This is a genomic window from Pandoraea capi (assembly GCF_902459735.1).
Lineage (GTDB): Bacteria > Pseudomonadota > Gammaproteobacteria > Burkholderiales > Burkholderiaceae > Pandoraea > Pandoraea capi.
In genome coordinates this window covers 56324-72418 of record NZ_CABPRV010000017.1, presented here as the reverse complement: position 1 = coordinate 72418, position 16095 = coordinate 56324, and the positions used below count along the sequence as shown (strand labels likewise).

Here is a 16095-nt window from a genome sequence, read left to right as displayed (position 1 = left end):
TCGCTTGAGACGGCAAAAACGCGTGAATCGTACGCGCTGCGCGGAATATTATTCAGGCTGTCCGATGATACTCCGCTAGCGGCAACGTGCCGTCTCCCGGCGTCATCCCTGCAATATCTGCGATATGCGCTTCCCGCTTCCCGTTTCACGCTTTCCCATACCTACAAGAACGACCGACCGCCTCATGTCCGACACGAAAACCCCCGCCCTCCGTCTGAACGGCCCCGTCCTGCTGCAACAACTGCGCGACCTAGGTGACATCGGCGCCGATCCTGTCGCGGGCGGACGCACGCGCGTCGCCCTTTCCGACGACGAAAAGGCCGGCCGCGATCAGGTCGTCGCCTGGATGCGTGAGCTCGATCTCGACGTGCAGATCGACCGCATCGGCAACATCTTCGGCACGCTGCCGTCCGCGAAGGACGCAGCGGGTCAGATGCCGCGTCCGTTGATGATGGGCTCGCATATCGACACCGTCATCAACGCCGGTGCGCTGGATGGCTGCTACGGTGTGCTGGGCGGTCTGGCTGTCGCCCGTGCGTTTCGCGACGCGGGCATCGTGCCCTCGCGCCCGATCACCGTGGCGGCGTTCACCAACGAGGAAGGCGCACGCTTTCACCCCGACATGATGGGGTCGCTGGTCCACGCGGGCGGTCTGCCGGTGGAGGAAGCGCTCGATGCCATCGGCACGGATGGCGCGCGTCTGGGCGACGAACTCGTGCGTATCGGCTACGCCGGTGACATGGCGCCGGGCACGCTCGTGCCGCACGAATACCTCGAACTGCACATCGAGCAAGGTCCGATCCTCGAAGCCGAGGGACTGGAAATCGGCGTCGTCGAGAACTTGCAGGGCATTTCGTGGCAGCAGATCACCGTGCAGGGCAATGCCAACCATGCGGGCACGACGCCGACGAGTCTGCGTCACGATGCGGGCTACGTGGCCGCCGCGACGGTGGCGGAACTGCGCCGCATCGCCGTCGAATCGGGCACGACGCTCGCGACCGTCGGCACGATCAAGTTCGAGCCGGGTGTCATCAACGTGATTCCGCGTCGTGCCGTATTCACCGTCGACATGCGTGATCCGGACGAGCAACGCCTGAGCGAGAGCGAAGCGCGTCTGGCCGATTTCCTGATGAAGACGGCGGCGGAAGAGGGCGTGCGTGTCTCGACCGAGCGCTTCGCGCGGTTCCAGCCGGTGGTCTTCGATGCTGCACTGGCAGACGCCATCGAAGCCAGCGTCAAGCGCATGGGGCTCTCGTACAAACGCATGACGTCGGGCGCCGGGCACGATGCGCAGATGATCGCGCGCATCGCGCCGGCCGCCATGATCTTTGTGCCCAGCCGGGGCGGCATCAGCCACAACCCGCGCGAGCATACCGACGACGATCAGCTCGTGCGCGGCGCCGAAGTGCTGCTCGATGTCGTCGCGCATCGTCTTGGCGCCGTGCCGGCGTGATGTCGTTTGCCGCTACGTCACCCCATCGTCTTTTCTGAACATCCCGCAACACCGGAGCCCCCCATGCTTTACGTCAATCCTCGCGCCACGCGTGCGCCTTACCCGGCCGAACTTCAGGACATCATGAGCATCGCGCGTGCGCAGCAAAGCCGCGAGTGGCTGGCGCATTGGGACGGGCTCGCGCCCGGCAGCACGCCGCTGCGCACGTTGCCCGGACTGGCCGCGTCGCTCGGAGTGCGCAGCGTACTCGTGAAGGACGAGGCGAAGCGATCGGCGCTCGGCAGCTTCAAGGCGCTCGGCGCGCCGATTGCACTGGTGCGTCTGCTGTTGCGCGAGTTCGGGGCACAGGGATTCACGGCGCAGTCGCTGCTCACGGGGCAGCACCGCGAAGCGCTGCGCGGCTTCACCGTCATCAGCGCCACGGACGGCAACCACGGTCGTGCGCTGGCGGCCGCGGCGCAGCGTATCGGTTGTCACTGTGTGATCGTGCTGCACGCCCACGTGAGTGACGAACGCGAGCAGGCGATTGCCGCTTACGATGCCGAGATCGTGCGCATCGCCGGAAACTACGACGCTTCCGTCGAGGAAGCGGCGGCGCTTGCCACCCGTCATGGGTGGCACGTGGTTTCGGATACGTCCTACGATGGATACGAAGTCATTCCGCGCGACGTGATGCAGGGGTACGGCACGGTGGCGGCGGAGGTCTCGGAAGCGCTCGACGACGACGCGTCGCGCGTGGGCGCTGTCAGCACCGTGACGCACGTCTTCCTGCAAGGCGGCGTGGGCGGGCTGGCCGCCGGGATCGTGAGCTATCTCTGGGAGCGTTGGGGCGTGTGGCGTCCGACGTTCGTGGTCGTCGAGCCGGAACAGGCCGATTGCCTCTATCAGAGCGCCATCGCAGGCAAAGCGGCCTCGGCGTCGGGGTCGGTCGATTCGGTGATGGCCGGACTGGCGTGTGGCGAGACGTCGCCGCTTGCCTGGCGTTTCCTGCAACCGTCGGTGGACGCGTTCATGACCGTCACCGATGCGCAGGCGGTCGATGCCATGCAGCGTCTTGCGCGCGGCAGCGACACCGATGTGCCGTTCGTCGCGGGAGAGTCCGGCGTCGCCGGGCTGGCCGGACTGGCGCTGGCCGCGGCGACGCCCGCGATGGCGGCGGCGCTCGGGCTGACGGTCGACTCGCGCGTGTTGCTCATCAACACCGAAGGCGCGACGGCACCGTCTGTGTATGCGGCGCTTGTGGGCGAGTCGGCAACCGACGTCGAGGCGCGTCAGCAGGCGTGGCTCACACGCTGACATCGACGTCATCAAGATCATCGAGACCATCGACATCACCGGAAAGGGTAATCGGCCATGAGTCAGGACATCGCGCAGGACACCTATTTCGCCAAGGCGCTCACCGGTTGGCGGCATGCCTTCCATCGGTTGCCGGAGACGGGATTCGAAGAGGTCGCCACGTCGCAGACGGTCGCGACGATTCTCGAGAGCCTCGGGCTGGAGGTTCACCGCAACATCGGCGGCACGGGCATCGTGGCGAACCTCCGCGTGGGGACGGGTGGCGGCGCCATTGGCATTCGCGCTGACATGGATGCGTTGTCGATCGCCGAGCAGGCGCCGGGGCGCGATTACGCGTCGCAGGTGCCCGGCAAGATGCATGCGTGCGGGCACGACGGTCACATGTCGATGGTGCTTGGCGCGGCGAAGTTGCTCGCCGAGTCGCGTGACTTCAACGGCACGGTGCGCTTCATCTTCCAGCCCGCCGAGGAGCATGGCCGCGGCGCGAAGGCGATGATCGCCGACGGGCTGCTCACGCGCTTGCCCATCGATGCGATCTACGGCGTGCACAACATGCCGGGAATTCCGGCAGGACGGATCGCCACGCGCACCGGCGGCATCATGGCGAGCGAGGACAACTTCGTCATCCGGATTCGCGGCAAGGGCACGCATGCGGCGCGTCCGCACATGGGCATCGATCCGCTGGTGATCGGCGCGCAGATCGTGGTGGCACTTCAGACCGTGGTATCGCGCAGCGTCGATCCGGGGCTGTCGGCGGTGGTGTCATGCACCGAGTTCATCACGGACGGCATTCGCAATGCGATTCCGACGAACGTCGTCATCAAGGGCGACACGCGAAGCTATACCCCTGACGTTCAGCAGTTGCTCGAAGCGCGCATGCGCGAGATTTGCATGGGCGCGTGCGCGATGCACGGTGCGCATTGCGAGTTCGAGTACACGCATGAATTTGCACCGACGGTGAACTGGGCCGACAACACGGCGCTCGCCGTGCGTGCCGCGAAGGCGGTGGCGGGGGAGGCGGGCGTTGATGACGACGTCGCGCCGATGATGGCGTCGGAAGACTTCGGTGTCTTCTTGCAGCACGTGCCGGGCAACTTCGCATTCATCGGTAACGGCAGCGGCGATGTGCCGGGCGCGATCCCGCTGCACAACGCCGGCTATGACTTCAACGACGCGATTCTGCCGCTCGGCGCGCGTTACTTCGCGCAGATCGTGCGCGACAGCCTGCCGCGCTGAACGGGTGTTCCGGTGCGGTGTCGTGCTCAGCGCACCGGCGTGAGCGGCACTGTCCCGGCGTTGATGACGGCGTCGGGCAGCTCGCGCACGGCTTCGAGCGTCTTGCGGATGTGCGCGGCGAGCAGCGCGGCGGCTTTATCGGCGTCGCGTGCGAGACAGGCGTCGAAGATCGCCCGATGCTCCTCATGCACGTCGCGCGGCACCGGACGATGCGTGATCGACAGCCGTCGATACCGCTCCGACTGGCGATACAGAATCGCCAGAAAGTGATGCAGCCAGCGCGACGGACACGCACGGATCAGCACTTCATGAAACGCCCGGTTGCGCACTTCCCACTGGGCGAACTGGCCGCCGTCGCCGGTCTTGCCATCCCCCAACCGCTCTTCGGCGAGCGTGAGCAGGTGAAACGCGCTCGTCAGATCGGCTTCCCACGTGTCGTCCCCCAGCGCGACGGACTGGCGTAGCGCTTGCGTCTCGAGCTGCACCCGCGTCTCGGTGATGTCGATGAAGTCGGCCAGCGAGATCGGCGTCACCCGAAAGCCGCGATGGCCGTGCTGGACGACGAGCGCATCGGCGACCAGCAACGCGAGCGCCTCGCGCAACGTACCCGCCCCAACTTCGTAACGATCCTTCAGATGCTCGACGCGCAGCTTTTCGCCCGGCGCGAGGTGCCCCTCGACGATGTCGCTGCGCAGACGCATGTAAGCGCTCTGGGCCAGCGTGGCGTCGGCGGTCGGGGCGGCGGATGGGGTCGGGCTATGCATGCGGCGGACGGTGAGGTGGCGGGGACGATCGGGTTTCGGGATCGAGTCTTGGATCGGGTTTCGCGATCGAGTTTGGGATCGAGTTTGGGATTATAGGCAGCTTCCGTCAAATTTTCGCAAAATCCACAAATAATCGAGATAAATAAAAATTCTCGAGAAAATGTTGACGATCATCGGTCGCCGGCTTTATCGTGTGCTTCATGCCGACGTCGCCCCTCTGTTGCGGGGGCGTGCGATGTCGTCCCGCAGCCATCCAGACAGAACGAGAGTGAGACATGAAGGATTTCCAGAACTTCATCAACGGTGAGTGGGTTTCCAGCGCCCGCACCTTCGAGAACCGCAATCCGGTGGACAACAGCCTGATCGGTCACGTGCACGAAGCCGGCCGCGCCGAAGTCGACGCCGCCGTGCGTGCCGCCCGCGCCGCGCTGCACGGCCCGTGGGGCAAGATGACGGTCGCCCAGCGCGTCGAGCTGCTGCACGCCGTGGCCGACGGCATCAACCGTCGCTTCGACGACTTCCTCGCGGCCGAAATCGCAGATACGGGCAAGCCGCACAGCCTGGCGAGTCATCTGGACATCCCGCGCGGCGCCGCGAACTTCAAGGTGTTCGCGGACATGATCAAGAACGTGCCGACGGAGTCGTTCGCGATGACGACGCCCGATGGCGGCAACGCGCTGAACTACGGTGTGCGCACGCCGCGCGGCGTGATCGCGGTCGTCTGTCCGTGGAATCTGCCGCTGTTGCTCATGACGTGGAAGGTCGGTCCGGCGCTGGCGTTCGGCAACACGGTTGTCGTGAAGCCGTCGGAAGAGACCCCGGCCACAGCGACGCTGCTGGGCGAAGTCATGAACGAAGTCGGTGTGCCGGCAGGGGTGTACAACGTGGTGCACGGCTTCGGTCCTGAGTCGGCGGGCGCGTTCCTCACCGAGCATCCGGGCGTGAACGGCATTACCTTCACCGGCGAGACGCGCACCGGCGAAGCCATCATGAAGGCGGCGGCCAACGGCGTTCGCCCGGTGTCGTTCGAGCTGGGCGGCAAGAACCCGGGGATCGTGTTCGCCGACGCCGATTTCGACAAGGCCGTGGCCGGCATCACGCGCTCGGCGTTCGACAACAGCGGTCAGGTCTGCCTCGGGACGGAGCGCGTGTACGTGCAGCGTCCGATCTTCGATCGCTTCGTCGAGGCGCTCAAGACACGCGCCGAAGCGCTGAAGCTGGGCGATCCGTATGCCGAAGGTACGAACTTCGGGCCGCTCGTCTCGCAAGTGCATCGCGAGAAGGTGCTGTCGTATTACGAAAAGGCACGTGCCGAAGGCGCGACGGTCGTGACCGGTGGCGGTGTGCCCGACATGCCCGCCTCGATGAAGGACGGCGCCTGGGTGCAGCCCACGATCTGGACGGGACTGCCGGAGACAGCGTCTGTCATTCAGGAGGAAATCTTCGGGCCGTGCTGCCACATCGCGCCGTTCGATACGGAAGACGAAGTGATCGCGATGGCGAACGCTACGCCGTACGGTCTGGCGGCCACCGTGTGGACGTCGGACGTCAGTCGCGCGCATCGCATGGGGGCGGCGCTCGAAGTGGGCGTGTGCTGGATCAACGCGTGGTTCCTGCGTGATCTGCGCACCGCGTTCGGCGGTGCAAAGCAATCGGGCATCGGCCGCGAAGGCGGCGTGCATTCGCTGGAGTTCTACACCGAACTGCGCAACGTCTGCGTGAAGTTGTAAGCGCTGTCGGCGTCGCCGGACGCCGGTGAGCGCCAGTGCGCGCCGTCGGCACAAACCATAAGGGCCTCGCCAGTCGTCGCGCAAAGCGACGGTGGTCGAGGCCCTGTTGTCATGGCGGCAGTCTTATTTGCCCGTGGCTTCCATCGCACGCGCCAGACGCGCCACGCCTTCCTCGATCGCGGTCACGGCAGGCGCCGCGAACGACAGGCGCAGCGACGCTTCGTCCGCATGCTCGGCGAAGAACGCCGTGCCCGGCACGAACAGCACCTTCTCGGCGATCGCATTCGGCAGCAACTCGCTGGTCTTGACGGCAGCCAGACGCGCCCACACGAACATGCCGCCCTGCGGCGCATGGAATTGAATCGCGTCGCCCAGCTTGTCGCTGAGTGTGCCGCACATCGCTTCGCACTTGAGACGGTAAGCCTCGGTGATCTTCGGCAAATGGCGCGTGAGCGACCCCTCGGCGAGATACTCGGCGGCAACGGCCTGCGTCCACGGCACGCTGCACAGATCGACCGTCTGCTTGGCGACGACACAGCGACGCGCAATCTCCGGCGGCGCGACCGTCCAGCCCACGCGCAGCCCCGGCGCCACGATCTTCGACAGGCTCGAGAAGTGCACCACCCAGTCGCGCGAGCCCGGCACTTCGGCCGTCAGGCCGAGCATCGTCGGCACCGCTTCGCCTGCGAAACGCAGATCGCCGTACGGATCGTCCTCGACGATCACGAAGCGATATTCGACGGCGAGCCTGAGCAGCGCAATGCGGCGCTCGCGCGAGAGCGTTGCGCCCGTCGGATTGGCGAACGTCGGCACGGTGTACAGCAGCTTGGGCACCGCGATCTTGCCTTCGCGCAGCAGCGCGCTCAGGTGATCGACGTCCAGGCCGTGCGCATCGACGGGCACCGTGACGAGCTTCGCCTGTTGCAGACGCAAGGCCTGCAACGTCGCGGGATAGGCGGGTTGCTCTGTCACCACGACATCGCCCGGCGCGACCATCACGCGCAGCAACAGGTCGAGTCCCTGCTGTGAGCCCGTCGTCACCAGCAGTTCTTCCGAGGCGCATGGCGAGCCGCGTTGCGCCATCAGGGCGATGAGCTGTGCCTTGAGCTCAGCGAGGCCATCGGTCGGGCCGTATTGCAGGCAGCGCGTCGGCAATGCGAAGGCGCGCGCCTGCGCGGCCGCGAGACCGTCGACATCGAACAGATCGCTCGCCGGGTAGCCGCCCGCAAACGAGATCATGCCGGGCTCGGCCAGATATTTGAACAGTTCGCGAATCGGCGAGCCGACCGGGTTGGCGAATGGAGAAGTGAATGCGTACATGAGAGCCTCGCTATTCAAAGCGTGACGTGAGAGTGCGGTCGGGGAAGCGGTGGCGCCGGACGCTTGAACACGTCCGGCACGGGCAGAATCGGTGGCAGATGCCGGGCGTCGTGCAGGGTCGGTTACCGCGAAGATCGCAGGGACCGCCATGTCCGACGCCGGAGCGCTGCCAGCGCGACTTACTCGATCGAGAAGTCGATGCCTTGCGCGAGCGGCAGGGCGGAAGAGTAGTTCACGGTGTTGGTCGCGCGGCGCATGTAGCCCTTCCACGCGTCGGAGCCCGACTCGCGGCCACCGCCGGTTTCCTTCTCGCCGCCGAACGCGCCGCCGATTTCCGCGCCGCTCGGGCCGATGTTGACGTTGGCGATACCGCAGTCGCTACCGGCCGACGAGGTGAAGCGCTCGGCTTCGCGCAGGTCGTTCGTGAACACACACGACGACAGACCGTGCGACGACGCATTGTTGGCGTCGATCGCCTGTGCGAAATCGCTGTACTTGAGCACGTAGAGAATCGGCGCGAACGTTTCCGTCAGCACGACTTCCGTTTGCGACGGCATTTCGACGATGGCGGGCGTCACGTAGAAGCCGCCTTCGTTGCCCGCCACGGTGTAGCGCTCGCCGCCCGTGACCTTGCCGCCTTGCGCACGCGCTTGCTCAAGCGCGCTTTGCATGCGCTTGAAGGCGCCTTCGTCGATCAGCGGACCCATGAGCGTGCCGCGTTCCAGCGGGTTACCGATGGCGACCTTGCCGTACAGCGTCTTCAGACGCTCGACGGTCTTGTCGTACACGCTCTCGTGCACGAACAGGCGGCGCAGCGTGGTGCAGCGCTGACCGGCGGTGCCCACGGCCGAGAATAGAATGCCGCGCAGGGCGAGTTCCGGGTTGGCGCTTTCGGTCACGATACCGGCGTTGTTGCCACCGAGTTCGAGGATCGAGCGACCGAAGCGGCGCGCGACTTCCACGCCGACCTTGCGGCCCATTTCCGTGCTGCCCGTGGCGCTCACGATGGCCGAGCGCGGGTCGGCGACGAGCGCTTCACCCACGTCGCGACCGCCGATCACCAGCGCCGTCAGGCCTTCCGGGGCGTCGCCGAATTCGGCGATAACGTCTTCCATCAGCTTGTTCACGGCGAGTGCGGTCAGCGGCGTCTTTTCCGACGGCTTCCACACCACGGCGTTGCCGCACACGAGTGCCAGCGCAGCGTTCCACGACCACACGGCGACCGGGAAGTTGAAGGCGGAGATGACGGTGCAAACGCCCATCGGGTGCCACGTCTCGGCCATGCGGTGGCCCGGACGCTCCGAGGCGATCGTCAGACCGTACAACTGACGCGACAGGCCGACGGCGAAGTCGCAGATGTCGATCATTTCCTGCACTTCACCCAGACCCTCTTGCAGGATCTTGCCGGCTTCGAGCGTGACCAGAGCGCCGAGTGCCTGCTTGCGCTCGCGCAGCTTTTCGCCGAGCAGGCGAACCAGCTCGCCGCGACGCGGGGCCGGCACGTTGCGCCATGCGGTGAAGGCGGTCTGCGCGCGGGCGAGTGCGGCTTGAGCGTCGGCGACCGAAGCGCTGGCCACGCGGCCGATGAGTTCGCCGTTGATCGGCGAATGCACGGCGATGTCGCCGGTCTCGGCCAGTTTGGCAATGCCCAGTTCGTTGAGGATGGAAGTCGCGTTCACGTGGATACCCTTATGGAATTCGGTGTTGGTTACTTGGCGTTGGCCGTCATCTTGAAAATGCCCTGCGCGTTGCCTGCGTCGAAACGCAGATCGAGCTTCCAGCAGCGCCTGGCATTGTCGTACTCGCGATGACGCGTGATGAATTCGTAGAACGAACCCGGGACTTCGCGCGTGACGAGCTCACCGTTCGCGGCGCGGAATTCGCGACGCACGGTGTCGGCGCGATAGGCCGTCTGAAACACGCGACCCGAGCGCGAGCGCTCGACTTCGGGCTTCATCGGGCGGCCCTTGGCCTTCTCGGCGTCCGAGAGGGCGAAGACGTCTTCCACACGATCGGTCGCATGGTTGAAGGCGTTGCCTTCGGTGGAAATCCAGGCCATTTCGGCAGATTCCGCCAGCAGCAGTTCGTAATCGGCCTCGCTCGGCACCTCGTGCTGACGCGCAAACGCGCCCACGATCACCGGCAGCAAGGCCTGTGCGGTCTCCAGCGGCAGCGTACCGTCGCGCTCCAGTTCCCACAGTTGACCGACGGCGGCCGGCGTGAGCGGGTCCGTCGACGTGCCGACCACGCGCGATACCGCTTGCTGGAACGTCTCCGAGAAACGCTCCGGATGCAGCTCGCTCACGAAGAATTGCGAGATTTCGTCCGGGCAGTCTTCATGGGCATAGGCGCGGCCCGTCATGCCGAGGCGATCGAGCGGATAACGGCCGTTGAGCTTGAAACCGAGCGGACGCAGAATGCGCGTGAACGCCGATTCGCCCGGGGGCAGGGCGCCGTTCTGGTCCCAACGCACGGTGCGCAGCGCGCCGTGATCGAAGTACACGCCACCACCGGCAGCGATGGCTTCTTCGGTGTAAGTCCGGCCGTTCGCCGAGCGCTCCAGCAGCCCTTCGAACAGGGCCATGTTCATCGCCTGCGCCAGTTCGGCGCGGGTGACGCTGCCGAACTCGAAGTCGGCCAGGATCGACGGGGAATTGAGCGTGGCGAACAGCGCGTCGGTGCGTGCTTTCCCGATCAGGGAAACCAGCAACGACTCCACATTGGCATTGCGCATCGGTGTGTCTCGCAGGGTGGACGCCATGGGGAGCGGCGTCTCAGTGGGTCAGGGTGTCAAGGCATGGCACGGAGCGCTATCGCTCCCCGCCATCTTGCAGTGACTGCATTATTGGAACGGATGCGTCGCGCGTAAAGCGAGATAAAATTGCCACTTGATGCGTTTTTGGAATCAACATGCGCAAGTTCAAGACCCCCGGCACGGCGGCGCTGCTCGCCTTCGAAGCCGCCGCCCGGCACGAAAGCTTCACGCACGCGGCCCGCGAGCTGTTCCTCACGGAAAGCGCGGTGTCGCGCCAGATCGCCACGTTGGAGACGCAACTGGGCGTGCGTCTGTTCGTACGGGCCAAGCAGCGCGTGGTGCTCACGCGCGCGGGGCGTCTGTACGGCACGCAGGTGCGTCGTACGCTGGAGCAACTGGATCGCGACACGCTCGCCATCATGGCACACGGCAGCGGGGGCGGTTATCTGGAGCTGGCGGTGCTGCCGACGTTCGCGTCGGAGTGGTTGATTCCCCGAATGAAGGACTTCGACGACCGGCATCCGGACGTGCGCGTGAATATGGGCGTGCACACCGATCTCTTCACGTTTGACGAGACACACTTCGAGGCGGCGATCCACTTCGGTCAGCCCACGTGGCCGGGCACGTCGTCGGACTATCTGTTCGGGGAGGAAGTGGTGCCGGTGTGCCGTCCGTCGATATTGAAGGGACCGGTGCGCACGGCGGCCGATTTGCTGACGTATCCGTTGCTGCACTCGACGACGCGGCCGAGCGCCTGGACGCAATGGTTCGCCGAGCAGCGCATCGAGGACCACCGGGCGTTGCAGGGCGTACGCTACGAGCTTCACACCATGCTGATCGCCGGCGCGGCGGCGGGGCTGGGCATTGCGCTGGTGCCGAAGTTTTTCGTCGAAGGCCAACTGGCCACGCTCGGGCTCACGATCCCGTTCGATGTGAAAAGCGTGGCGGAATCGGCCTATTACCTCGTCTACCCGACGGAGCTGACCCACGGGCAGCCACTCAGCGTGTTCCGCGAGTGGCTGCTCGATCAGGCGAAGGCCTATCGACCGACTTACCGGCCGGACTACCGTCCCGTGTAACGTCCTGGCTTGTGCCACGCTACGACCATCGCGCTCATGGCGACGGCCGACACGGCGGACCAGCCGACGCGTCCCGCCGGAATCGTGGTGAGCGACACGAGCAGAATCGTCGTGTCGATGCACACCTGCGTGATGCCGGCGTTGATGCCCCGCTGGCGTTGCAGCCACAGCGTGACGATGCCGGTGCCGCCCACGCCTGCGCCATGACGCGCCAGCGCCAGAATGCCCATGCCGCATAGCGTGCCGCCCACGAACGCCGCGAACAGCGGGTTGATGAAGGCGATGTCGACCGTCTGCGGCATGGCCGCGAGTGCGAAGGTGATGCCGAAGCTCGCGATCGCCGATTTCAGCGCGAAGCGCGCGCCCATCGTGAAATACGCGAACAGGAAGAACGGTATGTTCACCAGCGTGAAGATGGTGCCTACCGGTAGCGGAAAGACGTAAGAGGCGAGCAGCGCGATGCCTGCCACACCGCCGGTGACCAACCCGGCAGCCTTGAGCAGCACCAGACCGACCACCACGAATGCCATGCCGATGACCATCGCATAGATGTCTTCGAGCACGGAGTGCGGCACACCGATTGTGTCGGCTGTCGCGATGGCACCGGATACGGTGCCCGAGTCGTGTTTCATGATCTGTAAGTCAGGAACAACAAGACGGCGCGAACGACTCTCCTGGTGTCGTCACGCGCCGCCGGCGATTTCCCGCGTCGCTGTCTCGGGCGACGCGCAGCTTCACAGCTTGTAATGAATGTCCGTACTGAAACCTATCACGCCAAAATTACGCGACGTGATGGACCCACTGGAACGGATCGGCCACCTTGCCACGCTGAATGCCCGTGAGCTGATCGCGGATACGCTTGGTGACCGGGCCTTCGCCGCCGTCGGCGATGTTGAATTCGCCGTTGGCATGACGCACCTGACCAATGGCCGTGACGACTGCGGCGGTGCCGCACGCAAACGTTTCCTTCACACGGCCGCTGGCCGCATCGGCTTGCCACTGCGAGAACTCATACGGCGTTTCGTTGACCGTGAGGCCTTCGCGGCGAGCCAGTTCGATGATTGAAGCGCGCGTGATGCCCGGCAGGATGGTGCCCGAGAGCGGCGGCGTCTGGAGCGAGCCGTCGTCCATCACGAAGAAGACGTTCATGCCGCCGAGTTCTTCGATCCAGCGGTGCTGGGCCGCGTCGAGGAACACGACCTGATCGCAGCCCTTGGCGCTCGCTTCGGTCTGCGCGATCAGGCTGGCAGCGTAGTTGCCGCCGCATTTGGCCGCGCCCGTGCCGCCGGGCGCTGCACGCGTGTACTGGTCCGAGACCCACACCGTGACGGCCGACTTGCCGGGCTTGAAGTACGGGCCGACCGGGCAGGCGATCACGCAGAAGATGTACTCATGCGCGGCGCGCACGCCGAGGAAGCTTTCCGAGGCAAACATGAACGGGCGGATGTAGAGGCTGCTGCCTTCCGAGCCCGGGATCCATGCACGGTCGATGTCGACCAGCTTTTCCACGGCTTCGAGGAACACGGCTTCCGGCAGATCGGCCATCGACATACGTTGCGCCGATTCGCGGAAACGCCTGGCGTTCGCTTGCGGACGGAACAGCGAAATCTTGCCGTCTTCGCCGCGATAGGCCTTCATGCCTTCGAAGATTTCCTGCGCGTAGTGCAGCACGGCGCAAGCCGGATCGATCTGGAACGGACGACGGGCTTCGACCTTCGCGTCATGCCAGCCTTTGCCTTCGGTCCAGCGGATCGTGACCATGTGATCCGTGAATACACGGCCGAACACCGGATTCGCCAGCGCGGCGGTGATCTGGTCGGCAGGGGTCGGGTTGGCGTGCGGCTCCACGACAAAACGCAATTGGTTGTCAGCGCTCATGTTTCTTCAGTGTCTCGGCAGAGGTGGCTTCAGTCGTAAGTGCCGTTAACGTAAACGGCAAGATCGCGATATTTTCCTCCTTTCGGGGCCTGCCTGTCGACTGAATTCACCGCTTCCCCCGTCACGAGGGCATTTTGGCGGTAATTGCGCTGAAAATTGTCGGAATTTGGCTGATTTTCGCAATAAATATGCGTCATTCGACGGGGTTTGCGGTGTCTGTCGTCTGCCCGAATCCCCGCCCGCCCGGGAAATTATCCAGGCGTAAGAGAGTGTAAAAAAACATTTCAGGTCACAGAGTCGTGGCACTCGACATTTACCATCGAAAGCGGATGATGACGGGAACACGGCAAGCAGCGCTGAGATGGCCCCGGCCGATGGTCTTGATGACCGGGATGGCGTCACGACCCGCAGGTGTTCCCGCCCGATGACAGCAAAGGGAGAGGAGACGGATGAAGTCGACAACGATTCGGATGTTGCGCGCCTATCTGCTTGTGGCTTCGCTGGGTGCGGTGTGCATCGACGCCTGCGTCGTGATTGCCATGCTCGTGTTCGATGTGCCGGAGCGCATCTTTACGTCCGGTGACTTCCGGATCGCGATGGCCGGTTCACTGCTGCTGTTGATGCTGGCTGCGCGCTCCGTGGCATCGGCGGCCTATGAGGCCGCGCTTGCCAGCCGTCATGCCGAAGTCGAGGGGGCGAACCGGCGGGACAAGGCCGCCAGGGTCGCTACGGTCGTGGTGCGCGACGATTGCCCCCACCGGTTGCTCGTACTGCTTCACGTGCGCATCCACCGCCAGCAACTGGCGATGGTCGCCGCTTAAGAAACCACAACGCCAATTGTCGCTCAGGCGGCCTGACCGTCCACCAGATCGCACTCGCGCGGCGGACGCGTCATCGCCGCCCACTCCTTCACCGCCGGGTGCAGGAACTGACGGCGGGCATATTCGGCGAGCGCCGGCGGCACGACATCGTCGTTGTACACGAGACGGTTGAGCATGATGGCCAGATCGATGTCGGCGATGCACCACTTGTCGAACAGCGACATGCGGCCGTCCGGCAACAGACTCTGGGCGATGGCGATCAGCTTGCTCGCCGCGGCATAACCGGCATCGCTCAACGGCTGATCGCTCGGGCCATAGAAGATCACCTGCGTCGAACGTTCTTCACGCAAGATGCCCAGATCGCTTCGCACCCAGGCCTGCACCTGACGCGCACGCGCACGCTCGCGCACGTCCGTGGGGTACACCGGCACGTCCGGCGCAATCGTTTCCAGGTATTCGTCGATGGCCGACGATTCGGACAGCATGAAGTCGCCGTGCACGAGCGTAGGCACGCGGCGCGTGATCGACATCCCGGCAAAGCCGCTCTCGTGATGTGCGCCCTGATCGAGATCGACGGTGCGCAGATCGAACGGAATTCCTTTCTCGCGCAGCGTGACGAAAACCGACAGTGCGTAAGGGCTGGTGAACTGTGCGTCGACGTAGAGCGTGAACGGTGCGGGGGCGGCTGACACGGTGGACTCCTGTAGGGAAAATGCGGGTGCGAAATCACCCGCAGATGCCTATGTTGCCGTACGCGCGTGGTGCTAAGCTACTGCACAAATCGATGGCGAGCTGTGATCTGTGTTCACACCTCGCGCAGGTCCGGCGTCCCGTCATCTGCCCCTATTTTTCTCGTCCTCCATGACTTCCGAACACCGCTCCCGCCCACCGCTGGCAAATCTCGAGACCGTGTGTCTCGTGGCGCACCATGGCTCGTTCACGGCGGCTGCCGAGGCCAGCGGACTCACGCACGGCGCGATCAGCCGACGCGTCGGCGCGGTCGAGAACTGGCTCGGTTGTGCGCTTTTCGACCGACATGGGCGAGGTGTCAGCCTCACATGCGACGGTCAGCGTTTTCTCGGGCGCATCGAGTATGCCTTCGACGTGATCGACGCGGCCGCCGATCAGTGGCATCAGGCACGAAAAGCGCCTGCGGTGCGGCTGAGCGTGGTGCCGTCGTTCGCCAAACTATGGCTGCTCGAACGCCTGCAATCGCTCCAGGCGGGACAGCCGTTCATCGACATTCAGGTCACCACCGAGCATCGCAACGCCGATGTCAGCGCCGGTGAGGTCGACATCGCCCTGCGATACGGCCGGGGCGGCTGGGCGAGCGTCGATTCGGAGCCGTTGCTAGGCGAGACGCTGTACCCGGTGGCGTCGCCCGAAGTCGCACAACGGCTCAAGGGCGTGAGCGCGTCGGAGATGCTGGCGATGCCGCTGCTGCACGACTCCGACCTGACGGGCTGGCGCGCGTGGTGCGGTGCGCAGGGTGTGTCGCTGCGCCCGCGCGCGCGAGACCGGCGCTTCGAGGATTACACGGTCGTGCTCGCTGCCGCCGAGGCGGGGCTGGGCATTGCGCTGGCACGGGCGCCGCTCGCGCATGACTGGATCGAACGTAGTCGCCTCGTGCGACTGTCGGACTTCGAAGTCGCATGCCCGTTGCAGTACCACGTCGTGACGGCCAAGCGCGAGAAGCGGCCGGAGGTGCTGGAAGTGATCGCGCGTCTGCACGCGGCCGCGCGCACGTAAATACCATGAACGCG

The 16095-nt window shown here is 65.1% G+C and carries 14 protein-coding genes; 7 read left to right on the top strand and 7 right to left on the bottom strand.

Translation table 11 applies throughout. The features are described from left to right. Window positions 1-184 precede the first annotated feature (184 nt). The 3 genes from PCA20602_RS24895 (at window position 185) to PCA20602_RS24885 (ending at window position 3985) form a co-directional block, all read left to right on the top strand. On the top strand, window positions 185-1453 hold the full coding sequence (locus PCA20602_RS24895) for a Zn-dependent hydrolase (RefSeq protein ID WP_150723477.1): 1269 nt from the start codon (window positions 185-187) through the stop codon (window positions 1451-1453). 63 nt (window positions 1454-1516) lie between these two features. Continuing rightward, entirely contained in the window at window positions 1517-2749 is a 1233-nt protein-coding gene (locus PCA20602_RS24890) for a diaminopropionate ammonia-lyase (protein ID WP_150723476.1), read from the top strand. A gap of 57 nt (window positions 2750-2806) precedes the next feature. Then, complete coding sequence (locus PCA20602_RS24885) at window positions 2807-3985, top strand: M20 aminoacylase family protein (RefSeq protein WP_150723475.1); 1179 nt, start codon at window positions 2807-2809, stop codon at window positions 3983-3985. Window positions 3986-4011: 26 nt separating this feature from the next. On the opposite strand, the gene PCA20602_RS24880 is transcribed toward PCA20602_RS24885, so the two are convergent. Further along, window positions 4012-4749: a GntR family transcriptional regulator gene (locus PCA20602_RS24880; protein WP_150723474.1), complete on the bottom strand. Its 738-nt coding sequence runs from the start codon at window positions 4747-4749 to the stop codon at window positions 4012-4014. A gap of 275 nt (window positions 4750-5024) precedes the next feature. On the opposite strand from PCA20602_RS24880, the gene PCA20602_RS24875 reads away from it, so the two are divergent. Further along, window positions 5025-6479: a 2-hydroxymuconic semialdehyde dehydrogenase gene (locus tag PCA20602_RS24875; protein ID WP_150723473.1), complete on the top strand. Its 1455-nt coding sequence runs from the start codon at window positions 5025-5027 to the stop codon at window positions 6477-6479. A 123-nt stretch (window positions 6480-6602) separates the two neighbouring features. Here PCA20602_RS24875 and PCA20602_RS24870 read toward each other — a convergent pair whose 3' ends face one another. The 3 genes from PCA20602_RS24870 to PCA20602_RS24860 all read right to left on the bottom strand — a co-directional run bounded on the left by PCA20602_RS24870 (window position 6603) and on the right by PCA20602_RS24860 (window position 10533). Beyond that, window positions 6603-7799 (bottom strand): aminotransferase-like domain-containing protein, encoded by a 1197-nt coding sequence (locus PCA20602_RS24870; RefSeq protein ID WP_150723472.1) that lies wholly within the window; start codon window positions 7797-7799, stop codon window positions 6603-6605. A gap of 179 nt (window positions 7800-7978) precedes the next feature. After that, window positions 7979-9478 (bottom strand): L-piperidine-6-carboxylate dehydrogenase, encoded by a 1500-nt coding sequence (gene amaB, locus PCA20602_RS24865; RefSeq protein WP_150723471.1) that lies wholly within the window; start codon window positions 9476-9478, stop codon window positions 7979-7981. A 29-nt stretch (window positions 9479-9507) separates the two neighbouring features. After that, window positions 9508-10533, bottom strand: a complete 1026-nt coding sequence (locus PCA20602_RS24860) for a DUF1338 domain-containing protein (RefSeq protein WP_150723470.1) — start codon at window positions 10531-10533, stop codon at window positions 9508-9510. A 176-nt stretch (window positions 10534-10709) separates the two neighbouring features. Between PCA20602_RS24860 and PCA20602_RS24855 the strand changes: the two genes are divergently transcribed. Then, on the top strand, window positions 10710-11633 hold the full coding sequence (locus PCA20602_RS24855; RefSeq protein WP_069340246.1) for a LysR family transcriptional regulator: 924 nt from the start codon (window positions 10710-10712) through the stop codon (window positions 11631-11633). Here the strand turns inward: PCA20602_RS24855 and PCA20602_RS24850 are convergent. Both PCA20602_RS24850 and PCA20602_RS24845 read right to left on the bottom strand, forming a co-directional pair. Then, window positions 11618-12265, bottom strand: a complete 648-nt coding sequence (locus PCA20602_RS24850; protein WP_150723469.1) for a YitT family protein — start codon at window positions 12263-12265, stop codon at window positions 11618-11620. The two genes, PCA20602_RS24855 and PCA20602_RS24850, sit on opposite strands and share 16 nt — an antisense overlap. Before the next feature lie 148 nt (window positions 12266-12413). Further along, window positions 12414-13511, bottom strand: a complete 1098-nt coding sequence (locus tag PCA20602_RS24845; RefSeq protein ID WP_150723468.1) for a branched-chain amino acid aminotransferase — start codon at window positions 13509-13511, stop codon at window positions 12414-12416. A gap of 449 nt (window positions 13512-13960) precedes the next feature. Here PCA20602_RS24845 and PCA20602_RS24840 point away from each other — a divergent pair, with 449 nt between their 5' ends. After that, window positions 13961-14332 (top strand): hypothetical protein, encoded by a 372-nt coding sequence (locus PCA20602_RS24840; RefSeq protein ID WP_150723467.1) that lies wholly within the window; start codon window positions 13961-13963, stop codon window positions 14330-14332. A 23-nt stretch (window positions 14333-14355) separates the two neighbouring features. Here PCA20602_RS24840 and yfcF read toward each other — a convergent pair whose 3' ends face one another. After that, window positions 14356-15024, bottom strand: a complete 669-nt coding sequence (gene yfcF, locus PCA20602_RS24835) for a glutathione transferase (RefSeq protein WP_150723466.1) — start codon at window positions 15022-15024, stop codon at window positions 14356-14358. Window positions 15025-15193: 169 nt separating this feature from the next. Here yfcF and PCA20602_RS24830 point away from each other — a divergent pair, with 169 nt between their 5' ends. Beyond that, on the top strand, window positions 15194-16081 hold the full coding sequence (locus PCA20602_RS24830) for a LysR substrate-binding domain-containing protein (RefSeq protein WP_150723465.1): 888 nt from the start codon (window positions 15194-15196) through the stop codon (window positions 16079-16081). Window positions 16082-16095 lie beyond the last annotated feature (14 nt).

Coding starts and splice junctions, on each gene's coding strand:
- PCA20602_RS24880 (WP_150723474.1), bottom strand. CDS start 4,749: ATGCATAGCCCGACCCCATCCGCCGCCCCGACCGCCGACGCCACGCTG.
- PCA20602_RS24850 (WP_150723469.1), bottom strand. CDS start 12,265: ATGAAACACGACTCGGGCACCGTATCCGGTGCCATCGCGACAGCCGAC.
- PCA20602_RS24885 (WP_150723475.1), top strand. CDS start 2,807: ATGAGTCAGGACATCGCGCAGGACACCTATTTCGCCAAGGCGCTCACC.
- PCA20602_RS24890 (WP_150723476.1), top strand. CDS start 1,517: ATGCTTTACGTCAATCCTCGCGCCACGCGTGCGCCTTACCCGGCCGAA.
- PCA20602_RS24860 (WP_150723470.1), bottom strand. CDS start 10,533: ATGCGCAATGCCAATGTGGAGTCGTTGCTGGTTTCCCTGATCGGGAAA.
- PCA20602_RS24845 (WP_150723468.1), bottom strand. CDS start 13,511: ATGAGCGCTGACAACCAATTGCGTTTTGTCGTGGAGCCGCACGCCAAC.
- PCA20602_RS24830 (WP_150723465.1), top strand. CDS start 15,194: ATGACTTCCGAACACCGCTCCCGCCCACCGCTGGCAAATCTCGAGACC.
- PCA20602_RS24870 (WP_150723472.1), bottom strand. CDS start 7,799: ATGTACGCATTCACTTCTCCATTCGCCAACCCGGTCGGCTCGCCGATT.
- PCA20602_RS24895 (WP_150723477.1), top strand. CDS start 185: ATGTCCGACACGAAAACCCCCGCCCTCCGTCTGAACGGCCCCGTCCTG.
- PCA20602_RS24875 (WP_150723473.1), top strand. CDS start 5,025: ATGAAGGATTTCCAGAACTTCATCAACGGTGAGTGGGTTTCCAGCGCC.
- PCA20602_RS24855 (WP_069340246.1), top strand. CDS start 10,710: ATGCGCAAGTTCAAGACCCCCGGCACGGCGGCGCTGCTCGCCTTCGAA.
- PCA20602_RS24840 (WP_150723467.1), top strand. CDS start 13,961: ATGAAGTCGACAACGATTCGGATGTTGCGCGCCTATCTGCTTGTGGCT.